The sequence below is a fragment of the Cyanobium sp. ULC082 genome (assembly GCF_977927535.1).
Genome location: NZ_OZ376399.1, coordinates 21960 through 46274, shown reverse-complemented (window position 1 = coordinate 46274; position 24315 = coordinate 21960). Strand labels below are relative to the sequence as shown.

Below are 24315 nucleotides of genomic sequence, written 5' to 3'. Positions count from 1 at the left end.
GGGAAGAGGAACGAAAAAACTCAGAGAGAAAAAGAAACGGAGATCCAGGACGCTCAGCCCACCGAGCCTTCAAGCTTCAGTGCCAGCAACTTGTCGGCCTCGGCGGCGAACTCCATCGGCAGTTGGTTGAAGACATCGCGGCAGAAACCACTCACCATCATCGATACTGCCTCCTCGAAACCGATACCGCGACTCTGGAGGTAGAAAAGCTGGTCGGCGGAGATCCGGCAGGTGCTGGCTTCATGCTCAACCGTGGACTCGGGCTGTTGGGAGCGGATGTAGGGATAGGTGTTGGCAGCGGCCTGATCACCGATCAACATCGAATCACACTGGCTGTAATTCTTCGCTCCCACGGCCTTCGGGCCGATCTGGACAAGGCCTCGGTAGCTGTTGGAAGAATGGCCGGCGCTGATCCCCTTGCTCACGATCGTGGAGCGCGTGCGGGGGCCCACATGAATCATCTTGGTGCCGGTATCAGCCTGTTGGCGATTGTTCGTGAGAGCAACTGAATAAAATTCCCCGACCGAGTCGGCTCCCTGCAGAACACAGCTTGGATATTTCCAGGTGATCGCCGAGCCGGTTTCCACCTGGGTCCAGCTGATCTTGCTGCGATCGCCACGACAGTGGCCGCGCTTGGTCACGAAATTGTAGATCCCACCCTTACCGGATTCATCACCGGCGTACCAGTTCTGAACAGTTGAATACTTGATTGAGGCATCATCAAGCGCCACCAGTTCCACCACGGCCGCATGGAGCTGGTTGGTGTCGAACATCGGGGCGGTGCATCCCTCCAGATAACTGACCGAGGCCCCTTCTTCGGCAATGATCAAGGTGCGTTCAAATTGTCCGGTATCACCGGAATTGATTCGAAAATAGGTGGAAAGTTCCATCGGGCATTCGACACCCTTTGGAATGAATACAAAGGAGCCATCACTGAACACAGCAGAATTAAGAGCCGTGAAATAATTGTCGCTGGCGGGTACAACCGAGCCGAGATAGCGCTCGATCAACTCGGGGTGGTCCTTCACCGCTTCACTGATCGAGCAGAACACCACGCCGTGCTCAGCCAGCTTTTCGCGATAGGTGGTGGCAATCGAAACACTGTCGAAGACTGCGTCCACCGCCACATTGCTGAGTCGCTTCTGCTCACTCAGGGGAATCCCTAACTTTTCGAAGGTTTCGAGCAGCTTGGGATCCACCTCATCGAGGCTGGCTTTCTTCTCCTGCTGCTTGGGTGCGGCGTAATAGATGATGTTCTGATAATCGATTTCCGGGTGGTTCACCGCAGCCCACTGGGGTTCCTCCATCCGCAGCCATTGCCTGAAAGCCTTGAGGCGAAATGCCAGCAGAAAAGCTGGTTCGTTCTTCTTGGCTGAAATCAGACGCACAACATCTTCACTGAGGCCCTTGTCAATCTTCTCGGTTTCAATATCGGTAACGAAGCCGTATTGATAAGGCTTGCTGACAAGATCACTGACAGTGGAGGTGGTGCTCATGGGCCTCAGGGGGTGGAACCGGCGGTGTGGGTGCGAATCTCATCGAGGCTGATGCTCTGGGTATCACCCCGGAAGGGATTGTCTTCGGTGAGGAAGAGCATGCAGTGACATTCCTTGCGCTCGCGCATCGGAACACAGGGGCAGTTCCAGAAGGCCTGTGAAACCTCAGCTTCCTTGTCTTCGTAGTGGCGGCAAGGGCAGAGGGCACCGCCCAGTTGCTCCTTGTGGCGGGCCAGACCTTCAAGCACCACGGCCGTCACCCCTGGATCACTGCAGAAAAAAGTGCCTGTGCGCTGGGCATAGGTTTCAGCGAATTTCCGGATGACCTCCAGGCTTTCGGTGGATGGAGCCGCCGCAGCGGAGGGAGCATCGGACATGGGTTGAACTTGGGAGAGGAAACCGCTGCCATTGTCAGGATGACGGCGCCACCGGAGAACCGTCAAAATCGGTGATGCCGGCAGGCCGCAGATAACGAAACACTGTAGTTTCGTTATCTGGACAGCCTAAGGCACCGATGTCGGTGCTGGGGGCCTGACCGAGCGGCCCCACAGCCACCCGCCAGGCGTGGCAGGGTGTGGCCAGGACCGTGTCTCGCCAGACCATCCTCACCCCCTGATGAGTTCCACCACCCAGACCCCAACCCGTGAGGCGGCCCTCACACTCCTGCTGCGTCAGGGCGAGGCCACGGCTGCGGATCTCTCCGAACAGCTCGCTGTTTCCGTGCAGGCGATGCGACGTCACCTGCGCGGCCTCGAGGAAGAAGGCCTGGTCGAAGCCAGCCCGAGCGCCGAAGGGCCTGGACGGCCCAGCAATCACTGGCGCCTGACCAGCATCGGCCGCCATCAGTTTCCCGATGGTGGCGAACAGTTCGCCCTCGGCCTGCTGCAGTCGATGGCCGCCAGCCTGCCTCCCGACATGCTCACCAGGCTGCTGCGGCAGCAGGCCGTGGTCAAGGGCGCATCGGATCGGCTCCTGATCGGCACCGGCAGCCTGGCCGAGCGGCTCGGCCGTCTGGTGGAACTGCGCCGCCAGGAGGGCTATGTGTCCGAATGCAGCCGAGAGGCCGAGGGTGGCTCCTGGTGCATGCGGGAGTTTCGTTGTTCCGTCGCCAGGCTCGCCGATCAATTCCCCCAGATCTGCGATCAGGAGTTGCAACAGATCCGCCACACCTTCCCGGATTGCAGCGTGGAGAGGGTCCACTGGCGGCTGGAAGGGGGGCATTCCTGCGGGTTCCGCCTCACCCCCCGCTCCGCCACCGCCAGTCCCGTCGACCGAGAAAGCGATGGCTGAGGCGGGGCCCCTCAGCAGTCAGGACATGGTGTTGCTGGAATCCAGCCTGCTTCCTTCCCTGGAGCGCCACCACCTGCGCCTGCTGGCCCACAGCCTTCGCACCCTGCAACAGATCGCCGGTCCCTCGCAGGGAGAGATTCCCTCCGGGCCGCAACTGGAGAGCTGGCTGGCCGAGCAACCCCAGCTCAAGGCGGAGCCTGTTTTTCAGCAGGATTTCCGGCGGCAGCTCGAAAAGGCGGCCCGCCAGCTGGAAGGCATTGCCGCTTCGCTGGGGAAGGGGGCCCTGACCCTGGATCTCAGCGACCTGTGTCGCTGGGCTGACGCCCAGGCCCGCACAAGGCTCACACCACCAGGCTGACTCCAGCTATGGCGAGTAGAGCTGCCACCAGACCGGTCCAGCCGGGGCTGTCCCCCTCCCAATGGGCCAGGGGAAGGGCCATCACCGGAGCAGTGGAGAGCAGAGCCACTGCCATCCCCGCCGGCAGGTGCTGCAACGCCGTCTGCTGCAGCAGGATCCCGAAGGTGGTGCCGAGCAGGGTGGCGAGCAGCACCAGGGGCCAGCGGCGCCAGGCCAGACGGGGACCTGCCCCCTGGGGTGGCCAGTGCCGCAGCAGGGGCACCATCACCAGCGTCGCCGCCGCCAACCGCAACGTGGCCGATTGCAAGGGGCTCAGATCAGAAGCCAGCAGCGCGGTTCGGGAGAGCAGCGCACCGCCGCTGCCGCAGAGCAGGGCCGCAAGGGCCAGCAGCAGACCCAGTCGCTGCCCCCCGGGCCGCTGGGCTGCCGGCGGCGGCTGACGCGCCACCACCAGCACCGCCAGACCGATCAGCCCCACCCCCAGCCACTGCTCGGGAGCAGGCAGCTCGCTGAGGAAAAGGGCCCCACCCAACACCGTCACCACAGGACCGCCAGCCTCGATCGTGAGGGTGCGGCGGGTGCCGAGCCGGCGCAGGGCGGCGAAATAAAAGCTGTCCCCCAGGGCGATTCCGACCACGCCGCTGGCCAGCAGCAGGGCAACGGCGCCGGGCTGGACGTGCCAGAGGCCCAGCAGCACCAGCGGCAGCTGAACAGCCAGGGCCAGCAGATTCTTGAGCAGATTCAACTGGGCCGACGACAGGGAGGTCGGCAGGCGCCGCCACAGGCTGCTGGCCAGGGCCCAGCAGAGCGCCGCCGCCAGGGCGGCCAGGACTCCCGTGGAGGCCACCAGTGACGGGAGGGGTGTGGGCCTTGCGATCATCGCTACAGCCGTGACCCTGCCGTGAGTGTTCCGATCGCCGATGCCATCAGCTTCTTCAGACTCAGCTGCGGCCGCTGGCGCTCCCAGCGCACCAGCCATCACCTGCTGCACCGCCGCGCGGAAGCCGGCGGCTCGCTGATCGAGGTGGTGGAAGTGGCCGCCGAGGATCCACGCCTGGCAGCGATCGCCGTGCTGCATGGCCAGGAGCCGACCGCACTCGTGGGTGGCTGCCAGGTGCGCTGGAGCGGTTCGATGGCCTGGGACAAGGCCGGGGAAGACCATCAGGGCGAATCGGTGTTCGGCCTGATTCCCACCGATGCTCTGGGCCGGCAGGGGCTGCTGCTGCGGGATCGGGGCTACGCCGAAACCGCCCCGGTGGCCGGCCACTTCCAGATGGACGACCGCGACGGGCTGCTGCTCACCACGGGCTACGAAACGATGAACTCGCTTGAGCGCTTCTGGTTCCCCACGCCGAACCTGCGGCTGCGCACCAGCACCGTGGAGGGGCTTTCGAACACCGCCTCGTTCTGTGTGGAGAGCCGTTGCCTGGATGGGACCCCGCCAGCAGGCCAGGGAGCCGGCAACGGAGTGGCCGCCGACGCGGTTTCCGCCTTCGGCTGGTGAGAGCCAATCATTACGGACTGTGAGCCCTGGCCTGGAGCGCCTGGGTTGACCCGAGCCCTACTTCTACGATCCACAGCGACGGTTGACGATGCACGTGTGGCTATCCCGCTTCTGAAGTACGCGCCGACAACCCAGAACTCCCGCGTGGAGCCGTATCGCGTCGGTTCCGACGAGGATCCGAAAACGGTGTCCATCGACAAGGCCATCGATCGGGAAGCCCAGAACTTCGTGATCGAAACGGCCTACCGACAGATCTTCTTCCACGCCTTCAAGGTCGACCGCGACACGATTCTCGAATCGCAATTGCGCGATGGACAGATCACCGTGCGGGATTTCATCCGCGCTCTCTGTCTTTCCGACACCTTCACCCGCAGCTTCTACAACCTCAACAACAACTACCGGGTCGCCCGCCACCTGGTGGAGAAGCTGCTCGGCAGGCCTGTCTACGGCAAGGCCGAGGAGATCGCCTGGTCTGCCGTGATCATGACCAAGGGTGTCGCCGGGGCCGTTGACCAGATCCTCGACAGCGCCGAGTATCTGGACAACTTCGGCTACGACACCGTTCCTTTCCACCGCAACCGGGTGGTCGGATCGAGAGAGGTGGGCGAAACCCCCTTCAACATCACTTCGCCGCGCTACGAGGCATACCACCGCGGCGTGCTCGGCTTCCCCCAGATCATCTACACAGGCAGCACCCGTTCCCTGCCTGCTCGGGCTCGCCAGCGCCGCGGCGGCTTCCCCGAAGATTATCTGCCCTGGGTCCGGCAGCTCCCTGCTCTCCGCAGCGGTGCCGCCTCATCCGGCAGTGTCGGCATGGACTACCTCGCCAAGGTGCCCTACCGGAGCATCGGGCGCTGAGCAGGGCTCGCTGAAAACCCTTGCCCTTCCTGAAAACGGCGGATTCTCAGCGCCGTTTTTTCATGTTCTGTGGCACCCTCTCAGGCGTCAGTGGTTGCTGACGCCCCGGACCCAAGAACGTTCCTCTCTGGCAATCTCCTGCAGAGTGATTAAAAAGAGGCGTAGCGAGTGACTCAGGCATTTTCTTCTCTGGCGAAAATGACCCTGAGGCAGCTCCGGCAGGTTGCCAACGGTCTTGGTGTCGGCCTTTACAGCCGCCAGTCGAAGCAGGAGCTCACCGAAGCGATCGCCGACAACCAGCCTGGCGATTCTCCGGCTGCTGGCCCGCCTGGTGGCGCAACGGCCACTGTTGCTACCGCGAGCCTTGCCGAGATGGAAGCAGGCCTTCCTCCAGCCCCCCGGCCAGCCGCCCAGACCAAGGTGGTGTTTCTCCCCCGCGATCCTCAGTGGGCGTATGTGTTCTGGGAAATCGCCGACGCAGATCGCCAGCAGGCCTTCAGCTCAGGCGCCAGCCAGCTTTGTCTGCGGTTGGCCGATGTCACAGGGCTCAGCGGCGGTGCAGCCCACTCCCAGACCCTCCAGGAGGTGCCGGTCGACAGCCATGCCACTGAGTGGTACCTGCCGGTGCCGATGAGTGATCGGGATTACCGCGTTGAGCTGGGCTGCCGCAAAGCGGGCGGAGGCTGGATCTCCCTGGGTTTCTCTGCTGCCGCCCGCGTCCCTGCTCTCCATCCAAGCGAACAGATTCTCGATCAGTTCGTGCCCTTCTCGCTTGAAACCCCCCCCAGCCCAGGCTCGTTGCCCAGTCCGGTCGACGCCCCTTACAACGATCTGCACGAACGGCTCTACCGGAAAGCCTCCCTGCAGAGCATGGGCGGCGTGAGCCCGGGCATCCGTTTCGGCAGGGGTTCCGAAGCCTTTCATGAGCTCGGCGAGCGTGGGGTCGGTCCCGACCACCGCAGCCTCTCGGATTCAGGCATCGGAGTGTGGGCCAGTGGCCGCCATCAATCGGGGATCGGTGGAGTGCCAGCCCGCGAGCGCTCCTTCTGGCTGGTCGCTGACGCTGAATTGATCGTCTACGGATCAACCGATCCTTCCGCCACCCTGTTGATCGGCAGCGAAAGCGTCCCCCTCTCGGCCGAGGGAACCTTCCGGATCCAGGTGCCGTTCCGCGATGGCGAGCAGATCTACCCGATCGAAGCGATCGCCGCCGATGGCGAGCAGAAACGCAACATCACCCTCCAGTTCGGTCGCACCACTCCGGAAGACAGAACCAATCCAGCCAGCCAGGCTTCCCCTGAATGGTTCTGAGCTGATGCGTGCCCTGGTGGCCTTGACCCCCCTGGCCGGGAGCCTGGTCCTGCCGATCCTTGTACCGATCCTGATGGTTCGCTTCAGCGTCGCTGCTGGAGTTGCAGTTGCTGTGGTGGCCAGTTGCCTCTGGTTCACGTTGATGCTTCGCACCGCCGAAATGCCCGGCCACTCCTGAGCCGAGTCGGGAGAGAGCTCAAATCCCGGACGACGGGGAACGCTGAGGGAAGCCAGCCCTGCTCCCCCCTTGAATCGATCCCCTTCGCCCCGCCCAGGCCGCCATGCCCCAGCTGGCACTGCGGCCCTGATGGGCCTGGCCCTCGGCCTGGCCGGATGCAGCGCCACAGCACGGATCATCGGCCAGGCTCCAGCCGATCTGCCGTTGCCGCCAGGCATGGAGGTGGCCTTCAACCACCGCAGCGACCACCATTACCACAGCCCGATCAACGGCCGTCGGCGCAGCGGCGACGATCTGGAGGCCCTGGTGCTCGGGACGATCCAGCGGGCCGAAACCGACATCCAGATGGCGGTTCAGGAGCTCTCCCTGCCCAGGGTGGCCGAGGCCCTGGTGGCCAAGCACCGGGCGGGAATCAAGGTGCGGGTTGTGCTGGAGAACACCTACAGCACCCCCTGGAGCCTCCAGCACCAGAGTGAGCTGAACCCCCACAAACGCCTCCGCCACACCCAGCTCTCCGCCCTGGCCGATCGCAATCACGATGGGTTGCTCAGCAGCGATGAGCGGCGAGCCGGGGATGCGGTGGCCATCCTGGAGCGGGGCGGGGTGCCCCTGATCGATGACACGGCGGACGGCAGCGCTGGCAGCGGCCTCATGCACCACAAGTTTCTGGTCGTCGATGGCCGCTGGCTGGTCACCGGCTCAGCCAACTTCACGCCGTCCTGCATTCATGGCGATGCCGGTGACTCGCGAACCCTGGGCAATGTCAATCACCTGCTCCGCATCGAGAGCCCGGCGCTCAGCGCCCTGTTCGACGCCGAGTTCGAGCGGATGTGGGGCGATGGTCCGGGCGGAAGCCCCGACAGCCGCTTCGGCATCGGCAAGGAGGCCGGCCCGGTTCAGGCTGTGATGGTGGGGCCGACCCGGGTGGAGGTGTTGTTCGCCCCCCAGCGACGGCGCGATCCCGCCAATGGGCTGTCCCTGCTGGCGGAGCGCATGTCCCAGGCCCAGACCAGCCTGGACATGGGGCTGTTCGTCTTCTCCGCCCAGATCCTTGCCGACCGGCTGGCCGAGCTGCAGCAGCGCGGCGTCAGGATCCGCCTGCTGGCCGATCCAGGTTTCGCCAGCCGCTCCTTCTCCGAGGTTCTCGACCTGCTCGGCGTGGCCCTGCCCGATCGGTTCTGCAAGCTGGAGGCAGGCAACACCCCCTGGCAGCAGCCGATCGAGGGGGTGGGAACTCCGCAGCTGGCGCGGGGCGACAAGATGCACCACAAGATCGCGGTGATCGATGCCCACCAGGTGATCACGGGCTCCTTCAACTGGAGTCCGGCAGCGGCCCATGCCAACGATGAAACCCTGCTGATCCTGCATTCACCGGCGCTGGCTGCCCACTTCTCACGGGAGATGGATCGGATGTGGCAAGGTGCGGAGCTGGGCATCACCGCAAGGATGCAACGCAAGCTGGACAAGATGCGCCGGGCCTGCGGCAGCGGCAGCCAACGGCCACTCGCCGCGCAGCGAAGCTGAGGCCACCGATGGGGCAGCCGGTGGTGATTGTCGGTGCCGGCCCTGCCGGCGCCTGCCTGGCTCTGCTGCTGGCCGAGCGCGGCCTGTCCGTCACCCTGATCGAGGCCGCCAGGAATCCGGGCGGTCGTTTCCGCGGCGAGGCTCTGATGCCCTCAGGCCTCGAGGCACTTGAACAGATCGGGCTGACGCCGTTGCTGGACACCCTCCCGGTGCGCCCGTTGGATGGCTGGTCCTTCCGGGTCAACGGGCGGGAGCTGTTCCGCGTCGACGAGCCGATCGGCTCCGAACGACCCTGCACCCTGATCTCCCAGCCGGCTCTGCTGGAGGCCGTGATCGCCAGAGCCACAGTTTGTGGCGGTTTCCGCTGGCTGCCGGGCCAGAGCGTTCTGGCCCCGGTGATGGACAAGGAACGGGTGGCCGGGGTGCGCCTCGCCGACGGGCGGGTCCTGGCCGCCAGCCTGGTGATCGCCGCCGATGGGCGTTCCTCGCTGCTGCGTGGCAAGACGGGGCTGGTGCTGGAGCGAAGCGAGAGCCCGATCGACCTGCTCTGGTTCAGGCTGCCGGCTCACCCGCGCTTCGAAGCCGACAACCTGTTCATGGTTCAGCTGGGTGAGGGCGGCGGCTTCAGTGTTTTCCACGGCACCGCAGCCGGGGAACTTCAGCTCGGCTGGCTGCTCACCAAGGGTGCATCGATCGAGCGGAGTGCTTCCGCCTGGGCGGAAGCCTTCGCCCTGCTCTCTCCGGACTGGCTGGCGACCCACTTCCGGGCCCAGGCCGCAGCGATCGAGGCACCCCAGAAGCTTTCCGTGCAGGTGGGGTTTGCGCCCCAGTGGCATCGGAGCGGTCTGCTGCTGCTCGGCGACGCCGCCCATCCGATGAGCCCGATCCGGGCCCAGGGCCTCAACATGGCCCTGCGGGATGCCGTGGTGGCGGCCAATCACCTGGTGCCCCTGCTGCGAAGCCATCCCACGCCCCAATCCATCGACCAGGCCTTCGCCGCCATCCAGGCCGAGCGGGAGCCGGAGATCCTCCAGGCCCAGGCACTCCAACGCGCTGAAGCGCGGCAGGGAGAGCTGCTGGCCCGCAGCCCCCAGTTGCGCCAGCTGGTCGCCAGGCTGAGCCCCTGGATCGGCCCCTGGATCAGACGGTCCTGGATCGCGCGACAACGCAGTCTGCGCGAAGGGCTCGGACCCGTGCGCCTCGGCGTCTGAGCGGCAGCGATGATGGATACCGTGCCATCGGATCATCCATGGGTCGAATACGCCTTGTCGCCCTGCCGCTGTTCGCCCCCTGGTTCGGCCTGATGATCCTGGGCTGCTTCTCCGCGGCCCAGACCAGGGAGCTGCCCACCTACCCGAGCAGCAGCACCCTGCGGGAGGTGCAGCTGGCCACATTCGCCTGTTCCCGTAGCAACGCGGAGGCTGATTGCAGCCGTGCCCGCTCCCTGGCCAATCCCCTGATGGACAACCCGCTTCTGCCGTCGTTCTGCAAGGACGGAGTCTGGGAGATCCTCCAGAAAGCCCAGCCGGCGGCGGCCAACTCCTTCGAACGACGCGATGCCCTCGACCAGGCCGGAGAGCGGCTGGTCAGTCGCTGCCAGGCCCGCGAAAAAGCCAGACCGGCGACCAAGCCGCCAGCAGGCCAGGGTCCCTCCGGCCCGGGCGGCGGATCAGGATTTGGGATCGGCCCCAGCAGGAACTGAGACCCGGCCGCTGGATCAGGGTCGGGGGGAGGCAACCACCCCGCTGCCGGTGCTGGAGAGCGGCTGGCTCGAGAGTTCCAGGAGCTGGCGGGACGTGGCTTCCATGAACGCCACCGTCCATCCGGTTGTGACGACCACCCGGTCCGTGAACGCGCAGAGTTCCGAGCGCTGGCCATGGGCCTCGCAACTGGCCGACAAGCCAAGCAGGGCGTTGGTCAGCTTGCCCCGCAGACAGTGCTCCGTCCCGGATTGGGACAGCACAGCTTCCGCCGCTGTGCGGGTGGATTGAACGGCCTCCGCGAGCCCGCCGGACCCGGACCCGGCGTTGACGGGGGGGGCGGCTGAAACGGCGGCGGCAATCAGCAGACTGGCCGGAAGAAGAGAGCCCATGGCATGGAAAAGCATCAGCAGCCGCATCTGTTCCAGCTCAGCGCACCGTCTCAACGTAGCCAATCCGTGCCGATCAAACAGCAGGGTTAGCCTGCGATTCCCCGTCTTCGGTGGTATGGCCAGCAGCGCATCCGACAGCCTCACTGCCGAAGCAGTGAATCATGTGGAGCTGAGCGCCCCCTTCACCGACCAGAAACCCGGCACGTCCGGCCTGCGCAAGAGCAGCCGACAGTTCGAGCAGCCCCACTACCTGGAGAGCTTCGTGGAGGCGGTGTTCCGGGTGGTGCCCGGCGTGGCGGGGGGCACGCTGATCCTCGGCGGCGACGGCCGCTACGGCAATCGCCGCGCCATCGATGTGATCACACGCATGGCCGCCGCCCATGGGGTGGCCCGATTGATCACCACCACCGGCGGGATCCTCTCCACCCCCGCCGCCTCGAATCTGATCCACAAGCACCAGGCCATCGGCGGCATCATCCTCTCGGCCAGCCACAACCCCGGCGGCCCCGAGGGCGATTTCGGCGTCAAGGTGAACGGCGCCAATGGCGGGCCGGCCCCCGAATCGATCACCGATGCGATCTACAGCGCCACCACCCAGCTGGATGGCTACCGGATCGTTGACGCAGCGACGCCCTCCCTGGAGGCGCCGGGCACCTACACCCTGGGCGGGCTGAGCATCGAGGTGATCGATGGAGTCGACGACTACGTGTCACTGCTGCAGGGCCTGTTCGATTTCGACGCGATCAGCCAGATGCTGCGGGGCGACTTTCCGATCGCCTTTGATGCCATGCATGCCGTCACCGGTCCCTACGCCAGCCGCCTGCTGGAGGGGCTGCTGGGGGCACCGGCCGGCACGGTGCGCAACGGCATCCCCCTGGAGGATTTCGGTGGGGGCCACCCCGACCCCAACCTCACCTATGCCCATGAGCTGGCCGAGCTGCTGATGGGCTCGGACGCCTTCCGCTTCGGGGCGGCCTGCGACGGCGACGGCGACCGCAACATGATCCTGGGCCAGCGCTGCTTCGTGAACCCCAGCGACAGCCTGGCGGTGCTCACCGCCAATGCCGGTCTGGCTCCCGGCTATGTGGGCGGGCTCGCCGGAGTGGCCCGCTCCATGCCCACCAGCGCGGCTGTGGATGTGGTAGCCAAGGATCTGGACATTCCCTGTTTCGAAACGCCCACGGGCTGGAAGTTCTTCGGCAACCTGCTTGATGCCGGCCGCATCACTCTCTGTGGTGAGGAGAGCTTCGGCACCGGCAGCGACCACATCCGCGAGAAAGATGGCCTCTGGGCCGTGCTGTTCTGGCTGCAGATTCTTGCCATGCGCCGCTGCTCGGTAGCCGAGGTGATGACCAGCCACTGGAGCCGCTACGGCCGCCACTACTACTCCCGCCACGACTACGAAGCCATCGCCAGCGACCGGGCCCATGGCCTCTACGACCGCCTGAAGGGGCTGCTGCCTGCCCTGGTTGGGGCCGGCTTCGCCGGCCGCAGCATCACCACCGCCGACGACTTCAGCTACGTCGATCCGGTGGACGGCTCACTCACCAGCGGCCAGGGTCTGCGCCTGCTGCTCGATGACGGCAGCCGGGTGGTGTTCCGCCTCTCCGGCACGGGCACCCAGGGGGCCACCCTGCGCCTCTACCTGGAGAGCTATGTGGGCATCGGCGGCAACCTGGATCAGGATCCACAGCAGGCGCTCGGGGATCTGATCACCGCCGCCGACCAACTGGCCGAAATCCGTAGCCGCACCGGCATGGAGCGGCCCACTGTGATCACCTGACACCTTCGCCCTGGCTCAGCCGCCCCGCTGATCGAGGGGGGCACCTGGCTCGCCGCGGCGGGTGAGGCTGATCTGACGCAGCGTTTCCCCCCAGACGCCGCAGAACCCTGCCATCCCCACCACCACCACCCAGAAGCGGGGATGAATCGCTGGCAGCAACTCGCCGGGCGTTCGCGACACGCGGTGGGCGAGCGTCAACAGCACCAGGGCTGCAAGGACGTTGATGGCTCCTGCCAGCACGACGCGGCGGCGATCGACCCGCAACTGGCGCTGCGGAATGTAACCGGCGGGCCGGGGCAGGGGCATCTCAGGCGGCCGGCCCTGCCGGCAGCACCGGCTCGGTGGCCTGGCTGGCCGGGAACCAGTTGGCTTCCAGCTGCTTCATCAGCACATAGAACGACGGCACCACGAACAGGCTGAGCCCGGTGGCCACCAGCAGCCCGCCGAAGATCACCGCCCCCAGCGACTGCTGGCTGAGGGCCCCGGCCCCTGAGGCCACCAGCAGGGGGAAGAATCCCGCCAGGGCCGCCATCGCCGTCATCAGGATCGGCCGCAGGCGGGAGCAGGCTGCCGCCATCGCCGCTTCGGTGGCGCTCATTCCCTGCTCCATGCGCTGGTTGGCCAGATCCACGATCAGGATGCCGTTCTTGGCCGCCAGGCCGATCAGGGTGACCAGGCCCACCTGGGCATACACGTTGTTCACCTGGCCGCGCAACACCAGGAACATCAACGCCCCGAGCATGGCCAGGGGCACCGTCATCAGAATGATCAGCGGATCGATGTAGCTGCCGTACTGGGCCGAGAGCACCAGATACACCACCACGATCCCGAGCGCGAACACCAGGATCGCCAGGGCGCCGGCCTGCACTTCCGAGCGGGTCAGAGCCGACCAGGCCGAGCCGATGTTGGCGAAATTGAAGCGACGGAACACCGCGGCGATGGTGTCGATCGCCTGGCCGCTGCTCTTGCCGGCAGCTTCCACCCCCTGGATCAGCACGGAGCGGTAGAGGTCGAAGTGGCTGATGATCGGCGGGGCGCTGTCGAGGCGCGCCTTCACCACATTGGAGAGCGGCACCAGCGCGCCGGCGCGGTTGCTGATGTTGAGATTGTTCAGGTCCTGGATCATGCCGCGATGGCTGGCATCGGCCTGCACAACCACCTGGCGGTATTGCTGCTGCTCGTAGGTCTGATTCACGAAGCTGCCGCCGGTGAGGGTGCCCAGGGCCTCCATCGCGGCGCTGTAATCGATGTCGAGCGAGGCCATGCGGTCGCGGTCGACATCCAGCCGCCACACCGGGGCATCACTGACGAACTGGGTGTAGAGGTTGCCGAAGGTGCCGGTGGAGCGGGCCTTGGCGATCAGTTCCTTCGCCAGGCCGGCCAGTTCGGTGGGGCTGTAGCCACCGTTGCTGAGGTCGTTGAACTGGAAGGAGAGCCCCCCCTGGGCACCGAAGCCCGGTACCGCCGCCGGGGGCTGGGCCAGCACGATCGCGCCGGGGATCGTGGCGAAGCCCTTGTTCATCCGGGCGATGATCGCGTTAGCCGATTGCTGGGGGCGGGTTCGCTGCTCGATCGGCTTGAAGCCGAAAAAGAAGATGCCCTGGTTCAACGAGCCCCCGTTGAAGCCGGCCCCGCCCACCAGCTCCCCGGACACCACATCCGGCTCCTTGGCGATGATCTTGCGTGCTTCATCCGCCACCGCCATGGTGGCCTCGATCGAAGCCTGGGCCGGCAATTGGATGATGCCCAGGCCGTAGCCCTGGTCTTCGGTGGGAACGAAGCCGGTGGGAATGAGCACGAAGGCGACGCCGGTGAGAAGCACCCCCCCCAGCAGCGCCACCACCACAAGCTTCCTCAGCCGAATCACCTGCTGGAGCAGGGCGGCATAGCCGCGGGCCACCTGCTCGAAAGCCTTGTTGAACGCCGTGAAGATGGGCATCAGGAAGCTGCCCACCACCGCACCTACCACCCCGAGCAGCAGGGCCAGCATCCAGCCACCGGCCAGGGTGCCGTAAAGGGCGCCGAACGCCCCACCGATCGCGGTCCAGCGCCAGCCCCTGGGCTCGGTCTTGCCGCCGCCCAGCAGCAGCGCTGATTGCAGCGGCTTGCCGGTGATGGCGTTGAAGGTGGAAACAATGATCGAGAACACGATCGTGAGCGCGAACTGGCGATAGATCACCCCGGTGGCTCCCGGGAAGAAGGCCACCGGCACGAACACAGCCAGCAGCACCAGCGCCGTGGCCAGGATCGCCCCGGTGAGCTCCTTCATGGCATTGGAGGCGGCCACAAAAGGCGGATCACCCGCTTCGATCCGCGCCGAAACGGCCTCCACCACCACAATCGCGTCATCCACCACCAGGCCGGTGGCCAGGATGATGCCGAGCAGGGTGAGCTCGTTGATTGAAAAACCGAAGGCCTTCACGAACACCATTGCGCCCAGCAGGGCGATCGGCAGGGCGAGGGCCGGCACAGCCGTGGCCTTCCAGTCCTGCAGAAACAGGAAGATGATCAGCAGCACCAGCACCACCGCATCGCGGAGGGCATCGAGGGCACCTTCAATCGAAGCGTTGATGAAGTCAGTCTGGTCAAACACCTTCTCCAGCAGCACGCCAGGTGGCAGGGAGTTACGGAACTGGGTGAGCACTTCATCCACCGACTTGGCCGTGGTGATCGCATTACTGCCAGGCAGCTGGATCACACCAAAGCCGACGGATGGATAGCCACTGATGGCGTTGATGGCCGCCTGATTGAAATTCTGAAAAGCGTATTCAGCTCGGCCAACATCACCCAGACGAATCAGCCCACCATCGGGCCCCTTTGAAAGGATGAGCTTTTCAAACTCAGCCACTGTTTCCAGATTGCCATTCACCAGAATGGGAAATGTGGAGCGGTTGCTCGGCAGAGATGGCGGCCCACCGATGCTGCCGGCAACCACCACCACGTTCTGAGCTTTCAGTGCATTCACCACATCGGTGACAGAAAGATTGAAACGGGAGAGCCGCAGTGGATCCACCCATAAACGGAAAGCCGGATCACTGGCCCCGAAGACATTGACCTGACCCACCCCATCGGCGCGAGTGAGCGGATAGAGAAGATTGAGTTGCAGCAGACCATTGAGATAATTCCGGTCGAACTGCCCCTCACTCGACGTGATGTTGTACACCAGAAGATAGCTGCCGGAGGTCTGCTGAACCGTCACCCCCTGGGCATTCACCTGTGGCGGCAGCTGCGGCGTAGCGGTCTGGACCCGATTGAGCACATTCACCTGATCGATATCAGGATTGGTGCCGGGCTTGAAATAGACGTTGATCTGGCTGCTGCCCTCACCGGTGCTGGTGGAGGTGATGTAGTCCATCCCAGGCGCGCCGTTGATCTGCTCCTCGAGCGGGCCGGTCACGGCACTCTCCACCGTGAGCGCGTCGGCACCGGGCAGGCTGGCGTTCACCTGGATCGTGGGCGGGGCGATATTGGGCAGATTTTCGATCGGCAGCAGCGGCAGGCTGATCACCCCGGCCAGCAGGATGAGCACACTGCACACCGTGCTGAGCACGGGGCGGCGGATGAAGGTGTCCGACAGGCTCATCGGGCAGGCCCGGGGGAAACGGCAGCAGGCACCGAACCCGGGGAGGAGGACCGCACGGCCAGGCCACTGCGCAGTTGGGCGAGGTTGCCCAGAATGACCGAATCGGTGGATTGCAGGCCGGACCTGAGCGGGAAAACGCCGTTCTGAAGGGTGCCAAGACTCACCGGCACCTGAACAGCCACAAGAGAGTCCGGCGGCGGCGGCGGCTCAATCTCCCTGCCCAGTCGCTGCCGGGCTTCCTGGGGGCTCACGGCCAGAAAAACGAAGGATTTGCCGGCCTGGAGCAGCACCGCCTGCTCCGGGATGGAGAGCAGGTTCTCCTGGGAATAGATCAAGGTGGCGTTGACCCGCTGATTGTTGCGCAGGGCGCCATTCCCATTGGCGAAGGTGGCCTTGACGAGCAGGGTCTGGCGCTGCTTGTCGAGCGAAGGTGCCACGAAACTCACAGCGCCCCTGGCACTCAGTTCCGGGCGATCCGGGGCTCTGAGCAACACCGGTAGACCCACTCTGACGCGAGCCGCATCGCTGCCGGGAACATCCAACCTTACCCAGAGAATTGAATTGTCCACCACGCTGGTGACGACACCTCCGGCCGGCACCACATCACCGATCTTGGCCTGAATACTGCCCACCTGCCCGGCGATCGGAGCCGTAATATTTTTATATCCCAGGGTAGCCTGCGAAGATTTCAGCATGTCGCGGCTCTGCAACGCCTGGGTGATGTAGAAGTCGCGCTCCTTGGTGGATACAGCGCCCTGATCATTCAGAAAAATATAACGCTCCGCATTGATCACATCCTTGCGCGCCTCCGCCCTGTCGGAGTCGGTGCTTGCCTGCTGCTGCACCTGGTCGAGCCGGAAGAGCAGTTGCCCGCGCTGCACCGCCTGCCCCTCCTGCATCGGCATGAGCACGATTCGTCCAGCGATTTCGGCGGCCAGCCTCACTTCGCGAATGGCCTCCAGCGTGCTCTGGTAGTCGGCCGAATCGGAAAACAGTGCGCTACGGGGATTCACCAGCCTGACGGCAGCAGGCGGCTGCTGAGGCGGGGGCGCCGGAGCACAGGCAGCCAGGGAGACCAGAGCCAGCAGGGAGGAGGCCGCCAGAACGGGAATGGGTTGCCGCAACGGGCTGGTCACGAGTGCGATCCAGGCTGGCGCACAACTGCAGCGGTGTCCACGTCTGCCAGGGCACCAGTTGGCTGAGGTGGGGAGCTGCTGCGGCGATCAGGGCCGATCAGGGTCACGTCTGCCTCGGGAAAAGGTCTGGTGGTAGGCAGGATCGGGGTTGCTGGCCTGCAGCTGGCGCACCGTCTCCAGGGTGAGGCCGGCAAAGGCCCCGAAGGCACAGAAGATCCCGAAGAAGAGGGCAAAGGTGCGCGGGCTAACCTCCACCGGCGTGTGGGTCACCACCGCATGCAGCATCACGGCCAGGAAGGCCCCCAGCCCAGCTCCGATCAGCCCGGCCAGCAGAATGCCTCTCCCCCGCAGTGGTGCCTGAGCGGCCATCAGGGGGGGGCTCCCTCGATTGGGGTCCCTGCTTCAGCGCCGGGGGGCGGAGCGGTGGCCGGAGGCACCAGCTGCTTGACCACCACGTAGAACACCGGCACCACCAGCAGGGACAGCACCGTGGCCACCAACAGGCCGCCGAACACCACCGTGCCGAGGGAGGCCTGGCTGCGGGCGCCGGCCCCATCGGCCAGCACCAGCGGCAGGAAGCCGAACAGGGAGGAGATGGCCGTCATGATGATCGGCCGCAGGCGAGAGCGGGAGGCCTCCTTTGCCGCTTCCAGGGCGCTGGCGCCGGCGGCCATGCGCTGGTTGGCGAGATCCACGATCAGGATGCCGTTCTTGGCCGCCAGGCCGATCAGCATCACCAGCCCCACCTGGGCGTAGATGTTGAGCTCATAGCCACGGGCCCCCAGGAAGATCAGCGCCCCGAGCATGGCGGTGGGCACCGTCATCAGGATGATCAGCGGATCGCTGTAGCTCTCGTACTGCGCCGCGAGCACCAGATAAACCACCAGGATGCCGAGGGCGAAGATCACCACAGCCAGGGCCCCCGCGCTCACCTCCTCCCGGGCGATGCCTGTCCAGTCGTAGCCGATGCCGGGCACATCGAGGCCCTTGAACAGCCCCAGGATTCCCTTGATCGCCTGCCCCGAACTGCGCCCCGGCGCCGCCGAGCCCTCCACCCGGATCGAGCGGAAGAGGTTGAAGCGGGGAATGATCGAAGGGCCGGTGACCGGCTCCACGGTGATCACCTCGGCCAGCGGCACAGACTCACCCTTGGCATTGGTGACGAAGATGGCCTTCAGCCGCTGTGGGGTGGCGCGGAAGGGTCCGTCCGCCTGGACATACACCCGCCGCACCCGTCCCTCCTGGAAGGTGTCGTTGACGTAGGCGCCACCGAAATAGAAGCTGAACACCCGCATCGCCTGGCCGTAGTCGATGCCGAGGGTGGCGAGCCGGTCACGGTCAACCGTGACGGCCAGCTGGGGTGACTCGGCGCTGAACTGGGTGAACACGCGGCTGAACAGGGGCCGGCCATCCGGCCGTGCCTGGTTGGCCTCGCCAATCAGCTGGCCTGTCACCCCGGCGAACTGGGGCAGGTTGAGGGCGCCACCGCTCTGATCCAGCAGCTGGAACTCAAAGCCCCCCGAGGCGCCATAGCCGGGAATCGAGGGGGGCTCCACCACGAACACCCGGGCCCCGTCGATGACCGTGAGCTTGCTGTTCAGCCGCTCCACGATCGCGTTCACCGACTGGCTCTGATTTCCGCGGTCGTCCCAGTTCTTGGTGCCGAAAAAGAACAGCCCACGGTTGGGGGCATTGCCATCGAGGCTGGCGCCGCTGAAGATCGCCGCCGCGGTGATGTCTTTTTCACTGCGCAGGATTTCGGCGACCTGGGCATTGACCTGTTTCGTTCTCTGCACCGAGACTCCATCGGGAGCCTGCACGAAGCCGATGGCATAGCCCTGATCCTCCACCGGCACGAAGCCCGAAGGGATGGCATTGAAGGCCACGCCGGTGAGCACCACCCCCCCCAGCAACAGGGCCATCACCAGCTTGCGGCGGCCCAGCACCCAACTGAGCGCACCGCTGTAGCGCTGCTCGAAGCCGGCGTAGAAGCGGTTGAAGCTCACAAAGATGGTGGGCGTGAACCAGCCGAGCACGAGCCCGAGCAGGCCGAACAGCAGAATCGGCAGGGGGTTGGCAAAGCCTCCGCTCACCAGGAGCCCGTAGATGGCGCCGATCACCGCACCGGAGATGGCGTAGACCCGGCGGGTGGGGGGTGGACTCTCGCGGGCCAGCAGCAGGGCCGAGAGCATCGGCGAGAACGTGAGAGCGTTGAAGGTGGAGATCGCCACCGAAAAGATGATCGTGGCGGCGAACTGCTGGTAGATCGTGCCGGTGGCACCCGGGAAGAACAGCACCGGCAGAAACACCGCAAACAGCACCAGGGAGGTGGCGATCACAGCACCGAACAGTTCATTCATGGTGGCCTTGGCGGCCGCCACGGCCGAGAGCCCCTCCTTCTTTTTGGTTGAGGTGTCCTCGATCACGGTGATGGCGTCATCCACCACCAGGCCCGTGGCCAGCACCAGCCCGAACAGGGTGAGCTGGTTGAGGGAGAAACCGAAGGCCTTCACGAAGGCGAAGGTGCCCACCAGGGCCACGGGGATGGCGATACCGGGAACCAGGGTGGCCTTCCAGTCCTGCAGGAACAGAAAGAGGATGAGCACCACCAGCAGAACGGCGTCCCGCAAGGAACCCGTCACCCCCTCGATCGAAGCATTGATGAAGTCGGTGTTGTCATAGATGATCTCCTTGCGAATCCCAGGCGGCAGGGTGGCCACGAAGGTGTCGATCACCTCCTTGACCCCGTCAGACACCTCCAGGGCATTGCTGCCGCTGAGCTGATAAACCGCCAGGCCCACCGAAGGGACGCCACGCAGGTCGGTGGCTCCCACATCAAAGCTTTCACCGCCCAGTTCCACCCGGCCCACGTCGCTCAGACGGATCAGCCCCCCATCCGGGGTGGTGCTCAGAATCAACCGCTCGAATTCCTGGCTGGTGCGCAACCTTCCCTGCAACTGCACCGTGAAGGTGAACAGCTGGCCATCGGGCGCGGGCGCCCCGCCCACCCGGCCGGCCGGCACCAGGCGATTCTGGGAACTGAGGGCGGCCACCACGTCGGCGGAGGTGAGCTTGTTGGCGGCCAGCCGGTCGGGGTCAAGCCAGAGACGGATCGCCAGTTGGCGGTTGCCGAAATAGGCGATGTCTCCGACCCCCCGCACCCGGCGCAGCGCATCGGTGAGTCCCTGATCGAGCAGGCCGCTGATCGTCTCGATGCTGAAGGGGTTGGCTGGGTCCTCGCTCACGAAGTTGGCCACCAGCAGGATCGAGGTGGAGGCCTGGTTGACCACCACCCCCGACTGACGCACTTCTTCGGGCAACTGGGGCTGGGCCAGGGCCACCCGGTTCTGCACGTTCACCTGGTTGATGTCACCGTCGGTGCCGCTGGCGAACGACACCGTGATCGCGCTGGTGCCGTCGGCGGAGGAGTTGGAGCTGATGAACTCCATGTTCTGGACACCGTTGATCTGCTGCTCCAGCACGGCGGTGACCCCCTGCTCGACGCTGAGGGCATCGGCGCCGTTGTACCTGGAGGTGACCCGCACGGTGGGCGGGGCGATGTCCGGCAGGTTCTCGATCGGCAGCAGCGGGATGGCGATCAGACCGGCGAACACGATCAGCAGGCTGCACACCACGGTGAGCACCGGCCGGACGATGAAGTTGTTGGAGGGAGACATCCGGCGCTCCCTACTGCACCGTCACGGGCGTGCCGTGACGCAGGGTGAGCAGATTGGAGGTGATCACCCGACTGTTGAGATCCACGCCTTTGAGCACCGGATAGCGATTGCTCTGCAGGGCCCCCAGCTGGACCGGCACCTGAAGGGCGAAGCTGGTGCCTGGCGGCAGCTGGCGGAGCGCTTCGAGATTCGCCTTGCCCGGGTTGCGCTCAAGATCCTGCAAGCTCCCCACTGCGAAGACGAAGCTCTGACCCGCCGACTGGGTGACCGCCACGAATGGCACCGAGGGCACCTCACCAGCCGCCAGTTGCACGCGGGTGCGCAGCCGCAGGCCCGTGCGCAGGGCACCGGTGGGGTTGGGGAACTCCGCCTTCAGCAGCAGCGACTGGGTGCCGGGATTCACGGCCGGGTCCACCGAGCTCACCACCCCGGTGGCCAGCACCCGATTGCCCAGGGGCTCCTGAAGCACCACCTGCAGGCCAGGCCGCACCCGGTCGGTGAAGATGCCGGGCACATCGACGCGGGCCATCAGGCGATCGTTGCGCACCACCTTGGTGAAGGGGGCCCCGGCGGCGATCACATCGCCCTGCTTCACCTGCAGATCACTGATCACGCCGCTGATCGGAGCCGTGAGGTTGCTGAAGGCAAGGTCGGCCTGGCGGGCCACCACCGCTTCCCGCGCCTGGATGTACTGCGCCCGGAATTCGTCGCGTTGCAGGGCGCTGGCAGCACCCTGGCGCACCAGAAACTCGAAACGTTCGTAATTGAGCCTGTCCTTTTCTCTCTGGGCGATCAGGCTGGCCAGATCGGCGCGCACCTGGGCCTGGTCGAGCACCAGCAGAAGCTGGCCCTGCCGCACCACATCGCCCTGTCGCACCAGCAGGCGCTCGATGCGGCCGGCGGTCTGGGCGGCGAGCTGCACCTCCTCGATCGCCTCCAGGGTGCTGATCGTGTCCACGTCGTTGCTGAAGCGGCCGAGCGCCACCGGCTGGGTGGACACCTGCACCTGGCGCTGGGGCGGCGGCGGCGGGCTGCCGCCACAGCCGGTGACCACCAGCAGCACCGCCGCCAACGAGGCACCTGTACCCAGGGGCATGAAGCGGGGAGAAGCGCTCAAGCGGTTGACTCTTGTTGGATGGATTCTGCTGGAAAGGCTCAAGAATGCGGGGCGATGCGCTCTGATCACAGGATTGTCACCCATTCCGCCAGCGTGTCACCCATGTCGGCGGGATAAAAGGACATGAGCGATCTGTTCGACTTCGAAGCCTCCCGCCAGCGCCAGCGGATCGCCCCGCTGGCCGATCGGATGCGGCCGCGCCGGCTCGATGATTTCGTCGGCCAGGCGGCGATCCTGGGCCCGGGCCGCCTGCTGCGCCGGGCCATCACCGCCGACCGGGTGGGCAACCTGATCCTGCACGGGCCGCCCGGTGTGGGGAAGACCACACTCGCCCGCATCATCGCGGCGACCACCCGCTCCCACTTCGCCAGCCTCAACGCTGTGCTGGCGGGGGTGAAGGAGTTGCGGGCCGAGGTGGAGGCCGCCCGCGAACGGCTGGGTCGCCACGGTCTGCGCAGCTTCCTGTTCATCGATGAGGTGCACCGCTTCAACGCCGCCCAGCAGGACGCCCTGCTGCCCTGGGTGGAGAACGGCACGATCACCCTGATCGGCGCCACCACCGAAAACCCGTTCTTCGAGGTGAACAAGGCGCTGGTGAGCCGTTCCCGCCTGTTCCGCCTGCAGCCGCTCGAGCCGGCAGATCTGCGCCAGCTGCTGGTGCGCGCCCTGGCGGATCCCGAACATGGCTACGGCGGGAGGCCGATCAAAATCGAGCAGCGCGCCAGCGCCCATCTGCTGGACGTGGCCGGCGGTGACGCCCGTTGCCTGCTCAATGCCCTGGAACTGGCGGTGGAAACCACGGAGCCTGATGCAAACGGCGCCATCACGATCGATCTCGCCATCGCCGAGGAGTCGATCCAGCAGCGGGCCGTGCTCTACGACAAGCAGGGCGATGCCCACTTCGACACGATCAGCGCCTTCATCAAGTCGCTGCGGGGCTCCGATCCCGATGCCGCCCTGTTCTGGCTGGCCCGCATGGTGGAGGCAGGCGAAAACCCCCGCTTCATCTTCCGCCGCATGCTGATCGCCGCCGGCGAAGACGTGGGGCTGGCGGACCCGCAGGCCGTGGTGGTGGTGGAGGCCTGCGCGGCCGCCTTCGAACGGGTGGGGCTGCCCGAAGGGCTGTACCCGCTGGCCCAGGCAGCGCTCTACCTGGCCTCCACTGAAAAGAGCAACAGCGTGCTGGGGTTCTTCGATGCCCTCAAGAGTGTGCGGAGCGCCGCCAGCCAATCGGTGCCATCCCCCCTGCGGGATGGCAACCGCGATGGCCAGGCCTTCGGCGATGGCAAGGGCTACCGCTACCCCCACGCCTACGCCGACCACTGGGTCGCCCAGACCTACTTGCCAGGTGCCCTGCAGGGGCAGGTGTTCTGGCAGCCCGGCGGACTGGGCTGGGAGGGCAGCCTGAAGGGACGCGTGCAGCAGCGCCGGGCTGCCCAGCTCGCTGCAGCGGCGGAAACCATGCTCGCGCCGGGATCATGGCAAGGGGAACTGCTCAGCAGCAGCCCAGCTGATCCCCAGCTGGAGCTTTGGCTGCAGCGGCAAGGGGCCGCCGAAGGAGAGCGGCTCGACCAGTTGCGTCAGCGTTTCTGGCAGGGCGCCGGCTGGCAACGTCACGACCGGGTGCTGATCCTTGAGGCCCGCTCCCTGCTCTGGGCGATCGATCCGCTCGAAGCCACACCGGAGGGGGGGATGGTGATCGGCGTGGCCCAGCCCGAGGATCTGGAGCGGCTTCAGGCCCATCTGCAGCTGCTTGATGCCCTCCGCCAACCGAGGTTGAGGCTGATCTCACCGGATCAGCCTGAGCTGTTGCTCACCCAGCTCGACCCTGGCGAGCGCTTCGAGTGGCTGGCTGCTCGCCAGCCCTTCCAGGGGCTCGGACCCACCGTCGTTCAGCACTGGATGGAGACCCTGACCGCCCTGAGCAGCGACAGCGCTGAACTGCGTCTGCTGTTCAGTGCTCCCTCGATCGGCCCCGCCGAAAGCCTGCTCGCCTGGCTGGGCAGTCAGAACCGGGCTGCTGCCGAACCCAGCCAGAACCAGCAACGGCTGGAGGCCTGCCTGCCGCTGGAGCAGCCATGGCTGCAGCAGGCGGCCACCTCGACCCTGGCGACAGTCCGTGGCGAACTGGAGCGCCTCGGCTGGCGGGTGAGTGAGGAGGGCTGGCAGGAGTGCTTGCCCCTGGCCCTCAGCCCCGGCCTGGTGGAACGCTGGTTCGCAGCCGAAGCCAGCTATCGAAAGATCATCAGCCAGGGATTCTCAGACGACGAGATCACGGCTCTGCGGACCTGCTTTGAAGCCAGCCTCGACGCGAAGCTGCCCCAACGCATCGTGCACAGCCTGCTGATCGCCAGACGCAAAGGCTCGATGCGATGACGTTTCGGCGACTCGATGGCTGGGCTGGGTTG

At 65.7% G+C, this 24315-nt stretch carries 21 protein-coding genes; 11 read left to right on the top strand and 10 right to left on the bottom strand.

From position 1 onward, the window contains the following. Positions 1–53 precede the first annotated feature (53 nt). Together sufB and ACXMDY_RS15340 are read right to left on the bottom strand one after the other, a co-directional pair. Complete coding sequence (sufB, locus tag ACXMDY_RS15345) at positions 54–1496, bottom strand: Fe-S cluster assembly protein SufB (RefSeq protein ID WP_259702799.1); 1443 nt, start codon at positions 1494–1496, stop codon at positions 54–56. 5 nt (positions 1497–1501) lie between these two features. Then, entirely contained in the window at positions 1502–1873 is a 372-nt protein-coding gene (locus tag ACXMDY_RS15340; protein WP_259702798.1) for a ferredoxin-thioredoxin reductase catalytic domain-containing protein, read from the bottom strand. Positions 1874–2111: 238 nt separating this feature from the next. On the opposite strand from ACXMDY_RS15340, the gene sufR reads away from it, so the two are divergent. Beyond that, the gene (sufR, locus tag ACXMDY_RS15335) at positions 2112–2786 is read left to right on the top strand and encodes an iron-sulfur cluster biosynthesis transcriptional regulator SufR (RefSeq protein WP_259702797.1); all 675 of its coding nucleotides are present in this window, start codon (positions 2112–2114) and stop codon (positions 2784–2786) included. Beyond that, positions 2779–3144, top strand: a complete 366-nt coding sequence (locus tag ACXMDY_RS15330) for a hypothetical protein (RefSeq protein ID WP_259702796.1) — start codon at positions 2779–2781, stop codon at positions 3142–3144. Before sufR ends, ACXMDY_RS15330 begins: the two co-directional genes overlap by 8 nt. Here the strand turns inward: ACXMDY_RS15330 and ACXMDY_RS15325 are convergent. Further along, positions 3128–4024, bottom strand: a complete 897-nt coding sequence (locus ACXMDY_RS15325) for a DMT family transporter (protein ID WP_399244354.1) — start codon at positions 4022–4024, stop codon at positions 3128–3130. The two genes, ACXMDY_RS15330 and ACXMDY_RS15325, sit on opposite strands and share 17 nt — an antisense overlap. A gap of 21 nt (positions 4025–4045) precedes the next feature. Between ACXMDY_RS15325 and ACXMDY_RS15320 the strand changes: the two genes are divergently transcribed. From ACXMDY_RS15320 to ACXMDY_RS15290, 7 genes are all read left to right on the top strand, one after another. Beyond that, on the top strand, positions 4046–4648 hold the full coding sequence (locus ACXMDY_RS15320) for a phycobiliprotein lyase (RefSeq protein WP_259702794.1): 603 nt from the start codon (positions 4046–4048) through the stop codon (positions 4646–4648). A 96-nt stretch (positions 4649–4744) separates the two neighbouring features. Beyond that, positions 4745–5506 carry a phycobilisome rod-core linker polypeptide gene (locus tag ACXMDY_RS15315; RefSeq protein ID WP_259702793.1) on the top strand — a complete coding sequence of 254 codons (762 nt, stop codon included), beginning with the start codon at positions 4745–4747 and terminating at the stop codon, positions 5504–5506. 198 nt (positions 5507–5704) lie between these two features. Continuing rightward, positions 5705–6817 carry a DUF4912 domain-containing protein gene (locus ACXMDY_RS15310; protein ID WP_259702792.1) on the top strand — a complete coding sequence of 371 codons (1113 nt, stop codon included), beginning with the start codon at positions 5705–5707 and terminating at the stop codon, positions 6815–6817. A gap of 16 nt (positions 6818–6833) precedes the next feature. Further along, the gene (locus tag ACXMDY_RS15305; RefSeq protein WP_259702971.1) at positions 6834–6995 is read left to right on the top strand and encodes a hypothetical protein; all 162 of its coding nucleotides are present in this window, start codon (positions 6834–6836) and stop codon (positions 6993–6995) included. Between the two features lie 69 nt (positions 6996–7064). Beyond that, positions 7065–8519 (top strand): phosphatidylserine/phosphatidylglycerophosphate/cardiolipin synthase family protein, encoded by a 1455-nt coding sequence (locus ACXMDY_RS15300; RefSeq protein WP_399244350.1) that lies wholly within the window; start codon positions 7065–7067, stop codon positions 8517–8519. Between the two features lie 8 nt (positions 8520–8527). Next, complete coding sequence (locus ACXMDY_RS15295; RefSeq protein ID WP_259702791.1) at positions 8528–9730, top strand: FAD-dependent oxidoreductase; 1203 nt, start codon at positions 8528–8530, stop codon at positions 9728–9730. Positions 9731–9768: 38 nt separating this feature from the next. Then, positions 9769–10221 carry a hypothetical protein gene (locus ACXMDY_RS15290; RefSeq protein WP_259702790.1) on the top strand — a complete coding sequence of 151 codons (453 nt, stop codon included), beginning with the start codon at positions 9769–9771 and terminating at the stop codon, positions 10219–10221. Between the two features lie 15 nt (positions 10222–10236). Here ACXMDY_RS15290 and ACXMDY_RS15285 read toward each other — a convergent pair whose 3' ends face one another. Further along, positions 10237–10611, bottom strand: coding sequence for a hypothetical protein (locus ACXMDY_RS15285; RefSeq protein WP_259702789.1), 375 nt, complete (start codon positions 10609–10611; stop codon positions 10237–10239). 115 nt (positions 10612–10726) lie between these two features. Here ACXMDY_RS15285 and ACXMDY_RS15280 point away from each other — a divergent pair, with 115 nt between their 5' ends. After that, complete coding sequence (locus ACXMDY_RS15280) at positions 10727–12394, top strand: alpha-D-glucose phosphate-specific phosphoglucomutase (RefSeq protein WP_259702788.1); 1668 nt, start codon at positions 10727–10729, stop codon at positions 12392–12394. A 15-nt stretch (positions 12395–12409) separates the two neighbouring features. On the opposite strand, the gene ACXMDY_RS15275 is transcribed toward ACXMDY_RS15280, so the two are convergent. From ACXMDY_RS15275 to ACXMDY_RS15250, 6 genes are all read right to left on the bottom strand, one after another. Further along, complete coding sequence (locus tag ACXMDY_RS15275; protein ID WP_259702787.1) at positions 12410–12700, bottom strand: hypothetical protein; 291 nt, start codon at positions 12698–12700, stop codon at positions 12410–12412. A 1-nt stretch (position 12701) separates the two neighbouring features. Continuing rightward, a complete protein-coding gene (locus ACXMDY_RS15270; protein ID WP_259702786.1) occupies positions 12702–15977 on the bottom strand; it encodes an efflux RND transporter permease subunit in 3276 nt (1091 codons plus the stop codon). Beyond that, positions 15974–17113 carry an efflux RND transporter periplasmic adaptor subunit gene (locus ACXMDY_RS15265; protein WP_259702785.1) on the bottom strand — a complete coding sequence of 380 codons (1140 nt, stop codon included), beginning with the start codon at positions 17111–17113 and terminating at the stop codon, positions 15974–15976. Before ACXMDY_RS15265 ends, ACXMDY_RS15270 begins: the two co-directional genes overlap by 4 nt. 87 nt (positions 17114–17200) lie before the next feature. Beyond that, positions 17201–17482 carry a hypothetical protein gene (locus tag ACXMDY_RS15260; RefSeq protein WP_259702784.1) on the bottom strand — a complete coding sequence of 94 codons (282 nt, stop codon included), beginning with the start codon at positions 17480–17482 and terminating at the stop codon, positions 17201–17203. Next, positions 17482–20790 (bottom strand): efflux RND transporter permease subunit, encoded by a 3309-nt coding sequence (locus tag ACXMDY_RS15255; protein ID WP_259702783.1) that lies wholly within the window; start codon positions 20788–20790, stop codon positions 17482–17484. The genes ACXMDY_RS15260 and ACXMDY_RS15255 overlap by 1 nt, the downstream gene beginning before the upstream one ends. A gap of 10 nt (positions 20791–20800) precedes the next feature. Next, positions 20801–21907, bottom strand: coding sequence for an efflux RND transporter periplasmic adaptor subunit (locus ACXMDY_RS15250; protein ID WP_259702782.1), 1107 nt, complete (start codon positions 21905–21907; stop codon positions 20801–20803). Between the two features lie 123 nt (positions 21908–22030). Between ACXMDY_RS15250 and ACXMDY_RS15245 the strand changes: the two genes are divergently transcribed. After that, positions 22031–24283: an AAA family ATPase gene (locus ACXMDY_RS15245; RefSeq protein ID WP_259702781.1), complete on the top strand. Its 2253-nt coding sequence runs from the start codon at positions 22031–22033 to the stop codon at positions 24281–24283. Positions 24284–24315: the final 32 nt, after the last annotated feature.

Bases quoted from the DNA above. Each gene is read 5' to 3' on its own strand.
- sufB (WP_259702799.1), bottom strand. From the start codon at position 1,496: ATGAGCACCACCTCCACTGTCAGTGATCTTGTCAGCAAGCCTTATCAA.
- ACXMDY_RS15340 (WP_259702798.1), bottom strand. From the start codon at position 1,873: ATGTCCGATGCTCCCTCCGCTGCGGCGGCTCCATCCACCGAAAGCCTG.
- sufR (WP_259702797.1), top strand. From the start codon at position 2,112: ATGAGTTCCACCACCCAGACCCCAACCCGTGAGGCGGCCCTCACACTC.
- ACXMDY_RS15330 (WP_259702796.1), top strand. From the start codon at position 2,779: ATGGCTGAGGCGGGGCCCCTCAGCAGTCAGGACATGGTGTTGCTGGAA.
- ACXMDY_RS15325 (WP_399244354.1), bottom strand. From the start codon at position 4,024: ATGATCGCAAGGCCCACACCCCTCCCGTCACTGGTGGCCTCCACGGGA.
- ACXMDY_RS15310 (WP_259702792.1), top strand. From the start codon at position 5,705: ATGACCCTGAGGCAGCTCCGGCAGGTTGCCAACGGTCTTGGTGTCGGC.
- ACXMDY_RS15295 (WP_259702791.1), top strand. From the start codon at position 8,528: ATGGGGCAGCCGGTGGTGATTGTCGGTGCCGGCCCTGCCGGCGCCTGC.
- ACXMDY_RS15290 (WP_259702790.1), top strand. From the start codon at position 9,769: ATGGGTCGAATACGCCTTGTCGCCCTGCCGCTGTTCGCCCCCTGGTTC.
- ACXMDY_RS15285 (WP_259702789.1), bottom strand. From the start codon at position 10,611: ATGGGCTCTCTTCTTCCGGCCAGTCTGCTGATTGCCGCCGCCGTTTCA.
- ACXMDY_RS15280 (WP_259702788.1), top strand. From the start codon at position 10,727: ATGGCCAGCAGCGCATCCGACAGCCTCACTGCCGAAGCAGTGAATCAT.
- ACXMDY_RS15275 (WP_259702787.1), bottom strand. From the start codon at position 12,700: ATGCCCCTGCCCCGGCCCGCCGGTTACATTCCGCAGCGCCAGTTGCGG.
- ACXMDY_RS15270 (WP_259702786.1), bottom strand. From the start codon at position 15,977: ATGAGCCTGTCGGACACCTTCATCCGCCGCCCCGTGCTCAGCACGGTG.
- ACXMDY_RS15260 (WP_259702784.1), bottom strand. From the start codon at position 17,482: ATGGCCGCTCAGGCACCACTGCGGGGGAGAGGCATTCTGCTGGCCGGG.
- ACXMDY_RS15255 (WP_259702783.1), bottom strand. From the start codon at position 20,790: ATGTCTCCCTCCAACAACTTCATCGTCCGGCCGGTGCTCACCGTGGTG.
- ACXMDY_RS15245 (WP_259702781.1), top strand. From the start codon at position 22,031: ATGAGCGATCTGTTCGACTTCGAAGCCTCCCGCCAGCGCCAGCGGATC.